Below are 13,454 nucleotides of genomic sequence, written 5' to 3'. Positions count from 1 at the left end.
CACGGAGGACACTTTGGCTCGCACAGGACACGGGGACAGGCTGGCCTCGGCCGCGGCGAAGGCTGCCGATTCCAAGGGCTTTGAACGCGCGGCCCGCATGGGATACGTCGCAAGCGGGCTGCTGCATCTGCTCATCGGGGTCATTGCACTGCAGATCGCGTCAGGCGGCAGCGGCGACGCCGATTCCTCCGGTGCGGTGGCGGCGCTGGCCGGGCAGCCCGGCTGCTTGATCCTGCTCTGGATCTGCTTCCTGGGCTGCCTCACCCTGGCCCTCTTCCAGCTTTCGCGGATCTGGCTGGAGGGCGGCGGGCTAAAGGGCAAGGACCTGTGGAAGATGCGCGGCTCGGCCGCCGGGCAGGCCATTGCCTACGGCGCCATCGGCTCGACCTTTGGTTCTTTCGCCCTCGGCGGCGGAACGGACAGCGGTGAGAGTTCCTCCAGTTGGAGTGCCCGGCTTATGGCCCAGCCTGCCGGGGCGCTGCTGCTGGGCCTGGTCGGCCTGGGAATTGTCGTCGTCGGCGGCTACTTTGTGTTCAAGGGCGCCAGCCGCCGGTTCCGCAATGACCTCCGCGCCGTTCCGCCGGGAACATGGAACCGGGCGGTTACGGTCACGGGCGTGCTGGGATTCGTTGCCAAGGGAATTTCCCTGGCCATTCTTGGAGTGCTGGTGATGGTTGCAGCCGCCACCGCCGATCCGGAACGTTCCAGCGGCCTCGACGGCGCCCTGCACGCCCTGCGCGAGCAGCCTTTCGGCTGGCTGGCACTGGGCGCGGTGGGCGCGGGGCTGATTTGCTACGGCCTCTACACGGGGATCCTGCGGGCGCGGTTCGCCAAGCTGTAGGAACGCTCACAAGCCGTAGTGTGGAGCCTCAATGACGGGGCAGGTGTCCATCACGACGTCCAGGCCGGCATCGGCTGCGCGGCGGGCGGCTGCCTCGTCAATGACGCCGAGCTGCAACCACACGGCTTTCGCCCCGACGGCGATGGCCTGGTCCACCACATCGCCCACCCGGGCGGAGTTTACAAAGCAGTCGACGACGTCGATCGGGCCCGGGATTTCGCTGAGCCGCCGGTAGCCCTTGTTGCCGTGGACATCGTCGCCCTTGAGACTGACCGGAATAATCTCCATGCCGAGATGATCCTGGACGTACTTCGATACGCCCACTGCCGTGCGCATGGGGTTATTGGAGAGCCCGACGACGGCCCACCGGCCCTTCTGCCGAAGCAGGCGTTCGACTACCGCCGGGTCATTTACGTGTGCGCCGTCAACTGCCATGTGCCGTCCTTCGATGGAAACCGTAAAGGGGGCTCCAGCTTACGCCCGGGCTGCCGACACCCGCGAGGAGGTGTCCGCAGCCCGGGCGTAAAGCTCGGGGATCCCGTTTACAGATCCTCACCGGATCCGCGGCGCCGCTTTGCCGCGAGGAGGAGCAGCCCGCCCAGCCCCAGGGCTCCGACTCCGGCGGACACGGCCAGGGCCGTTCCGTCGCTGCCGGTCTTGGGGAGCTTCCCCGACTTTCCGGGCTTCTCCGGCCGCTCCGGCTTTTCCGGCGCGGGGGTTGGTGCAGGCGTGGGGGTGGGGGTGGGAGCCGGCACCGCGGTGTAGGCATTGGTTACCGTCAGGTCCACAGTGCTGCCGGCGGCCACGGCAACCGGCTCAGGCAGAGTGGTCTGGACAGTAACGCTTTCACTGCTGCCGTCTTCCGGCTCCGTCACTATGGGGTAGTACGAGTTGAGAATCCGGTTGACGTACCCGATGTTGGGCACTGTCGCTTCGTCCCAGGTGCCGTTCTCATAGCCGATCCCGACACGTGTTTCGGTGCGGATATCGATGCAGTACATGGGTGCCGTTGTTTCGCCGTTGATGTCCTCGGTAACGATGACGCCGGCAAAGCCGGGGTTGTTGGTCTGGTACCCCGAGGGAATGGACGTTGGATATGACGCAACCGGCCAGGTGGTCCCCACCGGAGGCAGGGCTCCGGTCAGCGACTGGCCCTCCCCCAGCCGGCTGATGACTATGTCGGTGTTGGGGCCATAGGGATTGTTGGCCGGCACCTCCCGCACATAATCGATTCTGGCGGACGCCGGTGAAGCGAGCGGAGCGATCATCAGCATCGCCAGAAGCACACCCAGCAGGCCTCGGGCGGCAATTCGCAGCCGCCTGCGCCCGGTGTGTGATCGAGCCTCATGAAGTGGTTGGAAACGACTCATAGGGTGTGCCTGCCTAAAGTGAGATCAAAAGCGCAGTGGAACGCTCGGGGCCCTGAACCTATAGGCCGACTGCTGGGGTATTCCAGAGCAGAAAGCAAAATTGCTGTTTCCGGGAAGAAGTTTTTTAGAAACTGCGTCCGGTGGGTGGAGCAAACCACCGGAGGTTCCTTGTCCCCTGCCGGACTGATACTTGTTTTCGAATCGAAGACATACGGGACGGATACTGCCGTGCGGGCGGAAACGGAAACTTGACTCCGACGCAGCGTCATAGTTCTTACTCGAGAGCATGAAATCAACCGCAGTCTTCTACCTCACCTCGTACTCGCTTTCACTGCTGGGAAACTCCATTGCGGCAATTGCCCTGCCCCTGATCCTGCTTCAGGCAACGGGCAGCATCATGTCTGCGGGCATCCTGGCGGCATCCACCGCCGTTCCCGCATTCCTGGCCGGCCTGCTAACGGGGGTGGTGATCGACCGGGTCAACCGGCGCACCGCCTCCGCTGCTGCCGACGCTGTTTCTGCCGTTTCACTTGCGGCTCTGCCGGTGGTTGATGCGTTGACCGGTCTGGATCTGGGCTGGTTTATTGTTTTCGGCATTCTTGGCGCAGTAGGTGATATGCCGGGTTTGACCGCACGGGAGGCGCTCCTTCCGGCAATAGCCCGTGCGGCCGGTCTTTCCGCAGGGAAACTCCTCGGAATTCGGGAGAGCATTGGAGCGCTGGTCATGGTGATCGGGCCGGCGGCCGCGGGCGGACTAATGGTCTTATTTGAGGGGTCCACGGTCCTTTGGATAACCGCGGGGACCTCCCTTGCGGCAGCAGCGGTGACGCTTCTCATTCCAGGCAGTGCCTGCGCCCTTAAACCCGAGCCGGAGTCCCTAACAAAAAATCGTCCGGCCTGGAATCAATTGCGGCAGGGCTGGAGCGTCTTGTTTCAGCGCGACAAAACCCTGCGCGCGGCCACCCTCATGACCCTTATGATGGTGGGCGTCCTGGTTGCCCTGCAGGGCATCATCCTGCCCGCGCATTTTTTCCTGCTGAACCGGCCCGGAGAGCTGGGGCTCGTCCTCGCCGCACTCGCCGCCGGGACGCTGGCGGGCGGGACACTCTACGCAGTCCTGGCCTCACGACCGGGGCTCCGCCGGTATTGGCTCACCGCCGGTCTGGCCGGAACGGCAGCCGGCCTGGCCATTCTCGGCACACTGCCGGCGTCGTGGGCCATGCTCACCGGAGCGTTGATCCTGGGCCTCGCCTCCGCCCTGCTCGGATGCGTAACCGGAACCGTCATGGTCGAACGCATCCCGGAACAGATGCTGGGGCGCATCATGGGAACCCAGAACTCCCTGGCCCTTCTGGCAGCGCCCGCGGGGATGGCGGCAGCAGCCCTTATCGCCGAGCGGCACGGATTGGTTGCGGCAGGCCTGACCGTGGCAGGCCTGTGGACCGCGGCGGCGGGGTGGGCACTGGGATCGCCCTCCCTGCGTCTTACCCCGCAGGTTCCGCTCGAGGCCTCCGCGTCCACACCCGGAACGCCCGCGGCACCGGGCACAATGGACCCCGAGAGGACGGTGGGAGATGAAAAGCAGTGAGATGGCAGCGCTGGCCGGGGTAACGGTGCGGACATTGCGGCATTACCACCAGCTGGGAGTACTGCCGGAACCGGAGCGCGGGTACAACGGGTACCGTAATTACGACGCCCGGGACCTCATTCGCCTTCTTCGTATCAAGCGGCTTGGCGCCATCGGAATTCCGCTGGACGCAATGGCGGAATTGTTGGACGGCGACGGCGGAACCGGCGGCCCGGGAGCTGAAGCCACGGCCCTGCTGGACGAGCTGGAGGCCCGCATTGACGCGGAAATGGACCTGCTGCAGCGCCGGAAACGGCTGATCACCGGGCTCAGGACGGCCCGCGCACTGGATCTGCCGCCGGAGCTGGCGCAGGTGGTTGACGCCTTCGCCGCGTCAGCTCCTGCATCCGTGCGGCAGATGGATCGTGAACAGGCCATCCTGCTGGCACATCTTGCGGGTGAGGACGGTGTTAACAGCCTTGCGGAGGTCTACGAGAAACTGAGCTCGTCGGAGCTTGCCGACGGGGTGCTGCAGTTTTACACCGACTTTGCCGGGCTCACCCAGGAAACCTCCGACGAAGAGCTGGAGCAGCTGGTTACCGGTTTCGTGGAAACAGTCGCTGTTCCCGTCCGGGACGCGATCGCGGGTTCCGGGCAGCTTCTGGCCGCGGACGAGTCCGCCGTCACGGCCGTTTTTGACGAGTACCGGCAAAGCGCACTGAATCCGGCCCAGCAGCTGGCCCTGGCCCGGATCACAGAGCGGCTGGAGGGAGTGGGCTGAGCTGGCGACGCCGGATACTTCGCCGGCGCTAGTTCAGGAAGGACTCGATGGCGTCCGCAAGCGCTGTGTCAGGCACGCTCGTCGTATCGCCCTCCAGCAGCTGGAACTCCCCCTCATCGAGAGCGGCCGCGGCGCGGCGGGCCAGGTCCTGGGTTTCGTCGCCGCTGGTGCTGCCCGCCAGAACGAGAACCGGGACCTGGACGCCGCCCAGTCCTTCAAGTTCGGTCTGCAGGAGCAGAAGCTCGTCCTCACCTTCCTCCAGCGCCAGAGTTGGCTCCAGCGCCACCACCCGGGTGATCACCGCCGACTCCTCAGCGGCGCGCAGCGCCAGGAAAGCGCCGGAGGCAAACCCGTAAAGGCTCGCGGAACCGCCGGCCACCTGCACCACCGCCAGCAAGTCATCGACGTCGGACTCTGCCGTGTATTCCTCCCCCATTCCGCTCTCCCCCATGCCGCGCCGGTCATAGGTGTAAACCGTGTGGTTCTCCGAAAGCAGGTCGGCAAGAACCTGCGTGCTGGAGCTGCTGCGGTCCGCCGTGAGGGGATCGACGATCACGAGCGGCGGGCCGCTGCCCTGCCGGGACCAGGCAATGCGGGTTCCGTCTGCGGACAGAGCGATTCCGGAAGCGCTGGGAGAGTGTTCCATGGCATGCTCCTGCACAGGCTGGGGACGACGCACCGGATTGGATGCGCCACCTTTCAAACGTAGGAGCGGGCCCGGGTACGGTCAATGGCGGCGGAGGCAGAGCCGACTTGCGTACTCCGGTTTAATACACCGCCGGCTGCAGCCGGTACGAGGCGCCGCGGTGTTCCTCCGGCAGCTTGTCTCCCCGGTTGAACAGCTTGTTGCGCAGGGTGCCGGCGCTGTATTCGGTCCGGTAGGCGCCGCGCTTCTGCAGTTCGGGCACCACAAACTCGACGATGTCCTCGAAGGTGCCCGGCGTAACCGCGTAGGCCAGGTTGAAACCGTCGACGTCGGTCTCTTCCACCCAGCGGATCATCTCCTCGGCGATTTCCGCTCCCGAACCCACCATCCGCGGCCCCAGTCCGCCGATCCCCACTGAATCGGCGATGTCGCGCACCGTCCAGGGTTCGCCGTCGTCCTTGGGCTTCTGGAAGTTGCCCGCGGCGGACTGGATGGCATTGGATTTCACGTTGCCCAGCGGCTCGTCCAGGTTGTAGCCGGACAGGTCCACGCCCATCCACCCGGACATCAGCGCCAGGGCACCCTCATGGCTGGCGTACTGCTGGTAGTCCTCGTGTTTGGCGGCGGCTTCTGCTGCGGTGGCGGCAGTGATAACGGTCATCAGCGTGTAGATCCGGATGGAATGCCGGTCCCGGCCTGCGGCCTCGGCGGCGTCCCGGATTTTCGTGACCGTTGCCTTCAGCTTTTCCTTGGTGGGCGCTCCGACAAATACCGCCTCGGCGTTGGCAGCCGCAAACGTTATGCCTCGCGGGGAGGCGCCGGCCTGATAAATCACCGGCGTGCGCTGCGGCGACGGCTCGCTGATGTGGATTCCCGGAACTTTGAAGTACTTGCCTTCATGGTTGATGTCATGAACCTTGGCCGGGTCGGTGAAAACGCCGGTCTCCTTGTCGCGGACGACGGCGCCGTCCTCCCAGGAGCCTTCCAGCAGTTTGTAGATTACTTCGAGGTACTCATCTGCGTGGTTGTAGCGCTCATCGTGTTCCAGCTGGTCTTCAGCCCCCAGGTTCCGGGCGGCGGAGGGCAGGTACCCGGTCACGACGTTCCAGCCGACCCGGCCGTTGGTGAGGTGGTCAAGCGTGGAGAGCCGGCGGGCAAACGGATAAGGATGCTCGTACGCGGTTCCGGCAGTGACGCCGAAGCCGAGGTGTTCAGTGACCAGGGCCATCGCGGACACCAGCAGCAGCGGATCATTGACCGGAACCTGGGTTCCCTGCCGCAGGGTGGCCTCGTTGGAGCTGCCGTACACGTCGTAGGTGCCCAGCACATCCGCGAGGAAAATGCCGTCAAACAGCCCTTTTTCGCAGGTCCTGGCCAGATGCGCCCAGTAGCGGAGGTCGGTGTACTCGGCGGACTTATCCTGCGGGTGGCGCCACAGGCCCGGCGACTGGTGGCCCACGCAGTTCATGTCGAAGGCATTGAAGCGGATCTGCCGCCGGCTGCTCTCTTCGGTCGCGGGGATGCTCTGCTCTGACATGGGGAACCTTTCGGAACGGGACGCACCCGCAAAGGAGCGCCGTACTTGCCGTCCGCGGACGCGGGACGGCCGGATCCTCATCTGGGGCACCCCGCTACGGAGAAGAGGGTTGCCGCCCAACCAGCCAGAGCTTCGCGTTGGGACTCATGATCCTTCGGCTCCAGTATCTGCACAGCACTGCAGCGCTTGGGAAGTCAATGACCTTTTGTGAACCTGCCCGTTGCTGCCCACTCCTGCCGCCGGCCGGGGTCCCGCCCGTTGCCGGACCCAAAACACGCTTCCGCTGGCGCGCCCAGTCGCTATTGTGTGCGACATGAAAAGACACCTGAGCTGGATCGTGCCGTTTGTTGGTGTTTTTGCGCTTTATCTCGGCGCGGCCCTGGGGACAAACATCAACCTCCAGTCCGGCAGCAGTGTCAATGTTCAGGCCCTCATTCAACTCGCCATTTTCCTGATGTGGGTTGTGCTCACCATTGTTTTGGTGATCCGTACGGTGCGGAACGGTTACCGCGTTTTCCGCGGCTATCGGCGGTCCGGCGGCCATCTCACCAAATCGGAGCAGGCCCAGGCAAATCTTCAACAAAACTACGAGAACTCATGGGCCGCGGCCAGAAACCTGGTTGCACAACTCTCGGCGGGACACCGGCCGGCGTCCCTTGAAGTGTGGGGAATCGTTCTGGAACCGGGCGAAACAGTGCACCTTTCAATCAGAGCGGATTATGCACGCTTTTACGGCCTCAACGGAACTTATGTTCATACATCGGGATTCTTTTGGGGGCAGCCTGCCTTTGTCCTAGCAGGATTCGGAGTTACCGCCCTAGCCAACAGATCACGACGGCGGGCAGCTCAGGCTGCATCGCGCCAACAGTGGCGCGATTCCCAGCACAGTCAAATGTTCCTGACCGACCGGAGGATTATCTGCCAAGCAAACGGCAGGTGGCTCAGCTTCTATTACGCGCACGTCTCCGTTTGTTATCCCGAGCCGGAGAACAACAGCATGGTGCTCGAATTCCACTCCTCGGAACCGCTTCTGATCGGAGGAGCGGAGGCGCCGGTGGCCATCGCCTACTTGGTCTGGGCACTCTACGGGGAGCACGGACTGAAGGCCCACCCTGCCCTCGAAAGCCTGCGCAGATGATGATCCACAGCCTGCACCGGCTTGTGGGCCGCCAGGGCAGCGCAGCGAAATATTACGCCGGGGACTTGCCCGTTTCCCGAATGGCGCGTTTAGTAGCACTTGACCATCCCGAGCGGCTGAGAGACCTGGATCAGTGAAGCCGCAGCAACCCTGGTTGCCGTACCTTCTCCTTGAGGAACGGCAATAACGAGGACAACGCCGCAGGAGGCCGTAACCGGCCCAAGGCGTTTTCCGTAGGGTGCTACTGCCAGGACCGATGGAGAGTTAACATGACCGCCTTGGCTTCACAGTCCCCTGCCGCCGCCCCGCCCGCTGTTTCCGGGCAGGCACCCGCCGGCTCCGCGCTTCCCGTGACCTTTTCCGGCCTGGGCCGCAGCTTCGGCACCGGACCTGAGGCCCACCTCGTCCTCCGGGACATCACCTTTGAAGTTTCCCCCGGCGAGGTCCTGGCCATCCTGGGTTCCAGCGGCTGCGGAAAGTCCACGCTGCTGCGTGCCGCTGCCGGCCTGGATCCTGCCAGCACCGGCGAAGTCCTGATCAACGGCACTGCCGTGAACGGAATCGACGACCGCTGCGCCGTCGCGTTCCAGGAACCCCGGCTGCTGCCCTGGCAGACTCTGCAGGCCAACATCGCCATGGGACTGCCCAAGGGCACAAGCGCCAAAAACGGCAAGGCCAAGGTCGCCGAACTGCTGGAACTGGTGGAACTGGCGTCCTTCGCCAAGCACCGGCCGCGGGCCGTCTCGGGCGGCATGGCGCAGCGCGCCTCGCTGGCCCGGGCACTGGCCCGCACCCCCGGGGTGCTGCTGCTCGATGAACCTTTCGGTGCCCTGGATGCACTGACCCGGCTGAAGATGCAGGACCTGCTGCTCTCAGTGCACCGGGCCACCCCCACCACCGTGCTGCTGGTGACCCACGACGTGGACGAGGCCCTCCAGCTGGCCGACCGCATCATCATCCTCGGCAAAGAGCCCGGAACCCCCGGCGCCACGATCACGGACACCATCACCGTGCCCGGCAGCCGGCCGCGGAACCGCGCGTCGGCGGAGCTGGCACGAATGCGCGGCGAGCTCCTGGCCCGCCTCGGCGTCGACCGCCACTAGCCGTCCAGCGCCCCTCCCGGAACCATCCCGGCTGCCGCCCTCCCGGGACGCGCCCCGGTTCCCGGGCGCACTCCCGGTCCTCCCGTGCCTTTTGCGGCACTGACTCATGCTTCCCAGACTTCCCAGAGAAAGAAACTCCCATGAACAGCCGTTCCCGCAGCTCCTCTCCGATTTCCTCCCCCATCAAGGCCCTCGCCGCGGCCGCAGCCGCAGCGTCCCTGCTGCTGACCGGCTGCGTGGCCGGGGAGGATTCCGAATCTGCCGCGAACGCCGGAACCGCCGACGGCGGAACACTCACCCTGGACTTCGCGACGTACAACCCGCTGAGCCTGATCATCAAGGACCAGGGCTGGCTGGAGGAAACGCTCGCGGAGGACGGCGTCACCGTGGAGTGGGTGCAGTCCGCCGGGTCCAACAAGGCCAACGAGAATCTGCGGTCCGGAGCGGTGGACGTCGGTTCCACGGCCGGTTCCGCCGCGCTGCTCAACCGTGCCAACGGGTCCCCGATCAAGGCCATCGACGTCTTTTCCCAGCCCGAGTGGTCAGCGCTGGTAGTCGGCGCGGATTCGGAGATCACCTCCGTGTCGGACCTCAAGGGCAAGTCGGTGGCCGCCACCAAGGGCACGGACCCGTATTTCTTCCTGGTCCAGGCCCTGGAAGAGGCCGGGCTGAGCCTCACCGACGTCACCGTGGAGCAGCTGCAGCACGCCGACGGACGCACCGCGCTGGAGAACGGTTCGGTGGACGCCTGGGCCGGACTTGACCCGATCATGGCCGGCGCCGAGCAAAACGGTGCCCGGCTGGTCCACCGGAACCTGGACTTCAACACCTACGGCATCCTGGCCGCAAATGAGGCGTTCCTTGAGGAGGATCCCGAGCAGGCACAGGCCGTCGTCAACGCCTACGAGAAGGCCCGCGCCTGGGCTGCGGAGAACCCGGAGGAAACCGCGCAGATCCTCGCCGATGTCGCCGGACTGGATCTGGCCGTTGCGCAGACCGTGGTGCTCGAACGCAGCAACCTCGACGTCGACCCCGCCCCGGGCGAGGCGCAGCGCAGCGTCCTGGAGAAGATCGGCCCCACGCTCGTGGAGACCGGAGACGTTGCGGACCAGGCCAAGATCGACACCGCCCTGGACAGCCTCTTTGACGATTCCTACGTGCGTAATGCCGACCCCGACGCCGTCAAGGAGTCCTGATGACGCAGTTCGAAACCCCGTACCTCACCGGCAACAGTGCCGTTCCCGTCTCCCGGGCAGGCCTGGCCGCCACCGGAGCTGCGGCGGCACCCTCCCCTTCCGGGCCAAGCAGGGAAACTGCACCCGCAGGCCTGCTTTCCCGCCGCTGGATCCGGCTCGCCCTGGGACTGGTGGTTCCGGCCGTCCTGCTGGCAGCCTGGCAGCTCAGCACGGCCGCCGGTGTCTTCACCGCCGTCCAGCTGCCTTCCCCCGCCGCCGTCTACACCGCGGCCCTCGACCTCATCGACCGCGGCCAGCTGGGCCAGCACATCGCCATTTCCACCCAGCGGGTGCTCATTGGTTTTGTCATCGGCGCCCTGCTGGGGCTGGCGCTGGGTGCCCTGCTGGGCTTGTCCCGGCTGGCGGAGGTCCTGCTCAGCCCGGTGATCGGTGCGCTGCGCGCCGTACCGTCCCTGGCCTGGGTGCCGCTGCTGATCCTGTGGTTGAAGATCGGTGAGGATTCCAAGATCACCCTGATCGCCATCGGCGCGTTTTTCCCGGTGTTCACCACAGTGTCCCTGGCCCTGCGCCACGTGGACCGGAACCTGGTCGAAGCTGCCCGGGCCTTTGGCCTGAACGGGCTGAAGCTGCTGAGAACGGTGCAGCTGCCCGCCGTCGTCCCCGCCGTGTTCTCCGGGCTGCGGCTGGCCCTGGCCCAGGCGTGGCTGTTCCTGGTTGCCGCCGAACTCATTGCCTCCTCGATGGGGCTGGGCTTTCTGCTCATCGATTCGCAGAACAACGGACGCACCGACCGGCTGCTGCTGGCCATCGTCCTGCTTGCCCTCATCGGCAAGGCCACCGACGCGCTCCTGGGACTTGCAGAGAAAGGGGCCGTGAAGAAATGGGCCTGATCCCAACGATCGAAGCCACCGTTGACCCGGCCGGCGCCGTCGATCCCGCCACGGAGGACGAACGCATCGCGTTCTGGGAAGCCGCCGCACGCCGGCTCCAGTGGGAGCAGCCCTGGCACACCGCCCACACCTTCGCCGCGCCGCAGCGCCTGAGCGGGCCGCAAACGCCCGAGGACGACGCCGAATACAGCGTCCCCTCGATCGAATGGTTCGCCGGCGGCACCCTGAATGTCGCCGTGAACTGCGTGGACCGCCATGTGGCCGCAGGCCGCGGCAACAAGGCGGCCCTGCATTTCGAGGGCGAACCCGGTGACCGCCGCACTGTTACCTACGCCGATCTGCAGCGCGAGGTCTCCCGCGCCGCCAACGCGCTGCTGGCGCTGGGCATCGGCCGCGGAGACCGCGTGGTCATTTACCTGCCGGTGATCGTGGAGACCATCGTGATCACCCTGGCCTGCGCCCGGATCGGTGCCGTGCATTCGCTGGTGTTCGGCGGCTTCTCCGCCGAAGCGCTGAAGTTCCGGGTCGAGGACACCGGCGCCAAGCTGCTGGTGACCACCGACGGCCAGTTCCGCCGCGGCGCCGCCGTGCCGGTCAAGGACAACGCCGACGCCGCGGTGTCCGGAACCAACGCCATTGAGCATGTGCTGGTGGTCCGCCGCACCGGATCCGAGATCGACTGGACCGAGGGACGGGACCTCTGGTGGCACGAAACCGTGGACACCGCCCCGGACCTGCACGAGCCGGAGGCCTTCGACGCGGAGACGCCGCTGTTCATCATGTACACCTCGGGCACCACCGGGAAGCCCAAGGGCCTGGTCCACACCATGGGCGGCTATCTGACGCAGACCTCCTGGAGCTACGAATACCTCTTCGCGAACCCGGATCCGGGCGCCCGCGAGCGCGACGTGCACTGGTGCACCGCCGACCTGGCCTGGGTCACCGCGCACACCTACGAGATCTACGGTCCGCTCTCCAACGGCGCCACCCAGGTGATCTTCGAGGGCACCCCGGATACGCCGCATCCGGGCCGGCACTTCGAGATCATCCAGCGGTACCGCGTCACCAGCTACTACACCGCTCCCACCCTGGTCCGGTCGCTGATGGGCTGGTTCCCCGAGGGCGTTCCGGGAACGTACGACCTCTCCTCCATCCGGCTGCTGGGCACGGTGGGTGAAGCGGTGAACCCGGAGGCGTGGCGCTGGCTGCGCGAGCAGCTTGGCCGCGGGGAGGTGCCGGTCATTGATACCTGGTGGCAGTCCGAGACCGGCGCCACCATCCTCTCCCCGCGTCCCGGCGACGCGCAGTTCAAGCCCGGCTGCGCCTCCCGCGCGCTGCCCGGCGTGAGCACCCGGATCGTGGACGGTGACGGAAACCCGGTGCCGCCGAACACGCAGGGCTTCATCGTGGTGGATAAAACCGGGCCGGCGATGGCCCGCACGGTGTGGGGCAATCCGCAGCGTTACCTGTCCTCCTACTGGCGGCAGTACGCCCGGCAGGGCTGGTTCCTGGCCGGCGACGGTGCAAAGTATGACGACGACGGCGACACCTGGATTCTCGGCCGCACCGACGACGTGCTCAACGTGTCAGGGCACCGGCTGTCCACGATCGAAATTGAGTCAGCCCTGGTTTCCCATCCCTGGGTCACCGAGGCGGGCGTCTGCCCGGTGCCGGATTCCAAAACCGGACACGCGATCGCGGCGTTCGTGGTCCTGTCCCCGGCGGCCGCCGCCGCCCTGCCCGAACCGGGTCCGGCGGACCCGGCCTTCACCCGGCGCGTCACCGTGGAACTGCGGGCCCACATTGCCCGGGAGATCGGGCCGATCGCGAAGCCGGCCGCCGTCGTCGTCGTTCCGGATGTACCCAAGACCCGCTCCGGGAAAATCATGCGGCGGCTGCTGACCCAGCTGTTTGACGGCACGGCGCTGGGCGACACCACCAGCCTGCAGAACGAGCTCTGCATCGCGGACATCGCCCGCGTGTGCCGGGACCGCCGCGAAGGAGTGTCTCAGTGAACGCGGGCCAGCGTCACCCGGTCCATCACCACTACTCCGCCCATCAGCCGGTGGATCCGCATGAACTCCGTGGGCGAGATTTCCAGGTAGGTGGTGTCCGCCTTTGCGGGCAGCAGATCGGCGTGCATCCCGTCCATCAGTTCCAGGAACAGCCGGCTGGCTTCGACCTGCGGCAGCGGTTCCGTGGCGGAGATTTTGTGCGTAGCGGCACCCAGCTTGTAGCCGGTTTCGATGACAACGACGTATTCGTCCATGGCGCTGATGCCCTTCGTTGGTCCCTCCGGCGTCGCCCGCCGCTGCCTGTCCGCTGTGTGCCCGCTCCTGCTGAACATTCTTCGCCCGCTGTCTCCAACTCGCAACGATCAACGAG

Annotated in this window: 13 protein-coding genes and 1 riboswitch; of the genes, 8 read left to right on the top strand and 5 right to left on the bottom strand. The window is 65.9% G+C overall.

Translation table 11 applies throughout. From position 1 onward, the window contains the following. The first annotated feature begins 13 nt into the window (after positions 1 to 13). Positions 14 to 841, top strand: coding sequence for a DUF1206 domain-containing protein (locus tag WKB88_RS11650; RefSeq protein ID WP_341394713.1), 828 nt, complete (start codon positions 14 to 16; stop codon positions 839 to 841). Between the two features lie 6 nt (positions 842 to 847). Here WKB88_RS11650 and WKB88_RS11645 read toward each other — a convergent pair whose 3' ends face one another. Both WKB88_RS11645 and WKB88_RS11640 read right to left on the bottom strand, forming a co-directional pair. Further along, complete coding sequence (locus tag WKB88_RS11645) at positions 848 to 1,276, bottom strand: CoA-binding protein (RefSeq protein WP_341394712.1); 429 nt, start codon at positions 1,274 to 1,276, stop codon at positions 848 to 850. Between the two features lie 107 nt (positions 1,277 to 1,383). Further along, a complete protein-coding gene (locus WKB88_RS11640) occupies positions 1,384 to 2,211 on the bottom strand; it encodes an LPXTG cell wall anchor domain-containing protein (RefSeq protein WP_341394711.1) in 828 nt (275 codons plus the stop codon). A 286-nt stretch (positions 2,212 to 2,497) separates the two neighbouring features. Between WKB88_RS11640 and WKB88_RS11635 the strand changes: the two genes are divergently transcribed. Both WKB88_RS11635 and WKB88_RS11630 read left to right on the top strand, forming a co-directional pair. Beyond that, positions 2,498 to 3,799, top strand: a complete 1,302-nt coding sequence (locus WKB88_RS11635) for an MFS transporter (RefSeq protein WP_341394710.1) — start codon at positions 2,498 to 2,500, stop codon at positions 3,797 to 3,799. Beyond that, entirely contained in the window at positions 3,786 to 4,559 is a 774-nt protein-coding gene (locus WKB88_RS11630; RefSeq protein WP_341394709.1) for a MerR family transcriptional regulator, read from the top strand. Before WKB88_RS11635 ends, WKB88_RS11630 begins: the two co-directional genes overlap by 14 nt. Positions 4,560 to 4,587: 28 nt before the next feature. On the opposite strand, the gene WKB88_RS11625 is transcribed toward WKB88_RS11630, so the two are convergent. Together WKB88_RS11625 and WKB88_RS11620 are read right to left on the bottom strand one after the other, a co-directional pair. Continuing rightward, positions 4,588 to 5,205, bottom strand: coding sequence for an alpha/beta fold hydrolase (locus WKB88_RS11625; RefSeq protein ID WP_341394708.1), 618 nt, complete (start codon positions 5,203 to 5,205; stop codon positions 4,588 to 4,590). A gap of 121 nt (positions 5,206 to 5,326) precedes the next feature. After that, entirely contained in the window at positions 5,327 to 6,742 is a 1,416-nt protein-coding gene (locus WKB88_RS11620) for an LLM class flavin-dependent oxidoreductase (RefSeq protein WP_341394707.1), read from the bottom strand. 36 nt (positions 6,743 to 6,778) lie between these two features. Continuing rightward, a riboswitch (SAM riboswitch) is annotated at positions 6,779 to 6,894 on the bottom strand. Positions 6,895 to 7,055: 161 nt separating this feature from the next. On the opposite strand from WKB88_RS11620, the gene WKB88_RS11615 reads away from it, so the two are divergent. The 5 genes from WKB88_RS11615 (at position 7,056) to acs (ending at position 13,084) form a co-directional block, all read left to right on the top strand. After that, positions 7,056 to 7,880, top strand: a complete 825-nt coding sequence (locus WKB88_RS11615; protein WP_341394706.1) for a hypothetical protein — start codon at positions 7,056 to 7,058, stop codon at positions 7,878 to 7,880. A gap of 269 nt (positions 7,881 to 8,149) precedes the next feature. Further along, positions 8,150 to 8,983, top strand: a complete 834-nt coding sequence (locus tag WKB88_RS11610) for an ABC transporter ATP-binding protein (protein ID WP_341394705.1) — start codon at positions 8,150 to 8,152, stop codon at positions 8,981 to 8,983. Positions 8,984 to 9,123: 140 nt separating this feature from the next. Next, a complete protein-coding gene (locus WKB88_RS11605; protein ID WP_341394704.1) occupies positions 9,124 to 10,179 on the top strand; it encodes an aliphatic sulfonate ABC transporter substrate-binding protein in 1,056 nt (351 codons plus the stop codon). Next, on the top strand, positions 10,179 to 11,069 hold the full coding sequence (locus WKB88_RS11600; RefSeq protein ID WP_341394703.1) for an ABC transporter permease: 891 nt from the start codon (positions 10,179 to 10,181) through the stop codon (positions 11,067 to 11,069). The genes WKB88_RS11605 and WKB88_RS11600 overlap by 1 nt, the downstream gene beginning before the upstream one ends. Beyond that, positions 11,060 to 13,084: an acetate--CoA ligase gene (gene acs / locus WKB88_RS11595; RefSeq protein ID WP_341394702.1), complete on the top strand. Its 2,025-nt coding sequence runs from the start codon at positions 11,060 to 11,062 to the stop codon at positions 13,082 to 13,084. Before WKB88_RS11600 ends, acs begins: the two co-directional genes overlap by 10 nt. Here acs and WKB88_RS11590 read toward each other — a convergent pair. Next, positions 13,078 to 13,338, bottom strand: a complete 261-nt coding sequence (locus WKB88_RS11590; RefSeq protein WP_341394701.1) for a hypothetical protein — start codon at positions 13,336 to 13,338, stop codon at positions 13,078 to 13,080. The two genes, acs and WKB88_RS11590, sit on opposite strands and share 7 nt — an antisense overlap. Positions 13,339 to 13,454 lie beyond the last annotated feature (116 nt).

The organism is Arthrobacter sp. G119Y2 (assembly GCF_038069765.1).
In the GTDB taxonomy this organism is placed as follows: Bacteria; Actinomycetota; Actinomycetes; order Actinomycetales; family Micrococcaceae; genus Arthrobacter_B.
Note: the sequence above shows the minus strand (reverse complement) of the source record. Positions and strands in the feature narration are given on the sequence as shown.

What these genes read in the sequence shown, in the direction of transcription:
- WKB88_RS11645 (WP_341394712.1), bottom strand. Translation starts at nt 1,276, where the DNA reads ATGGCAGTTGACGGCGCACACGTAAATGACCCGGCGGTAGTCGAACGC.
- WKB88_RS11640 (WP_341394711.1), bottom strand. Translation starts at nt 2,211, where the DNA reads ATGAGTCGTTTCCAACCACTTCATGAGGCTCGATCACACACCGGGCGC.
- WKB88_RS11635 (WP_341394710.1), top strand. Translation starts at nt 2,498, where the DNA reads ATGAAATCAACCGCAGTCTTCTACCTCACCTCGTACTCGCTTTCACTG.
- WKB88_RS11630 (WP_341394709.1), top strand. Translation starts at nt 3,786, where the DNA reads ATGAAAAGCAGTGAGATGGCAGCGCTGGCCGGGGTAACGGTGCGGACA.
- WKB88_RS11625 (WP_341394708.1), bottom strand. Translation starts at nt 5,205, where the DNA reads ATGGAACACTCTCCCAGCGCTTCCGGAATCGCTCTGTCCGCAGACGGA.
- WKB88_RS11620 (WP_341394707.1), bottom strand. Translation starts at nt 6,742, where the DNA reads ATGTCAGAGCAGAGCATCCCCGCGACCGAAGAGAGCAGCCGGCGGCAG.
- WKB88_RS11615 (WP_341394706.1), top strand. Translation starts at nt 7,056, where the DNA reads ATGAAAAGACACCTGAGCTGGATCGTGCCGTTTGTTGGTGTTTTTGCG.
- WKB88_RS11610 (WP_341394705.1), top strand. Translation starts at nt 8,150, where the DNA reads ATGACCGCCTTGGCTTCACAGTCCCCTGCCGCCGCCCCGCCCGCTGTT.
- WKB88_RS11605 (WP_341394704.1), top strand. Translation starts at nt 9,124, where the DNA reads ATGAACAGCCGTTCCCGCAGCTCCTCTCCGATTTCCTCCCCCATCAAG.
- WKB88_RS11600 (WP_341394703.1), top strand. Translation starts at nt 10,179, where the DNA reads ATGACGCAGTTCGAAACCCCGTACCTCACCGGCAACAGTGCCGTTCCC.
- acs (WP_341394702.1), top strand. Translation starts at nt 11,060, where the DNA reads ATGGGCCTGATCCCAACGATCGAAGCCACCGTTGACCCGGCCGGCGCC.
- WKB88_RS11590 (WP_341394701.1), bottom strand. Translation starts at nt 13,338, where the DNA reads ATGGACGAATACGTCGTTGTCATCGAAACCGGCTACAAGCTGGGTGCC.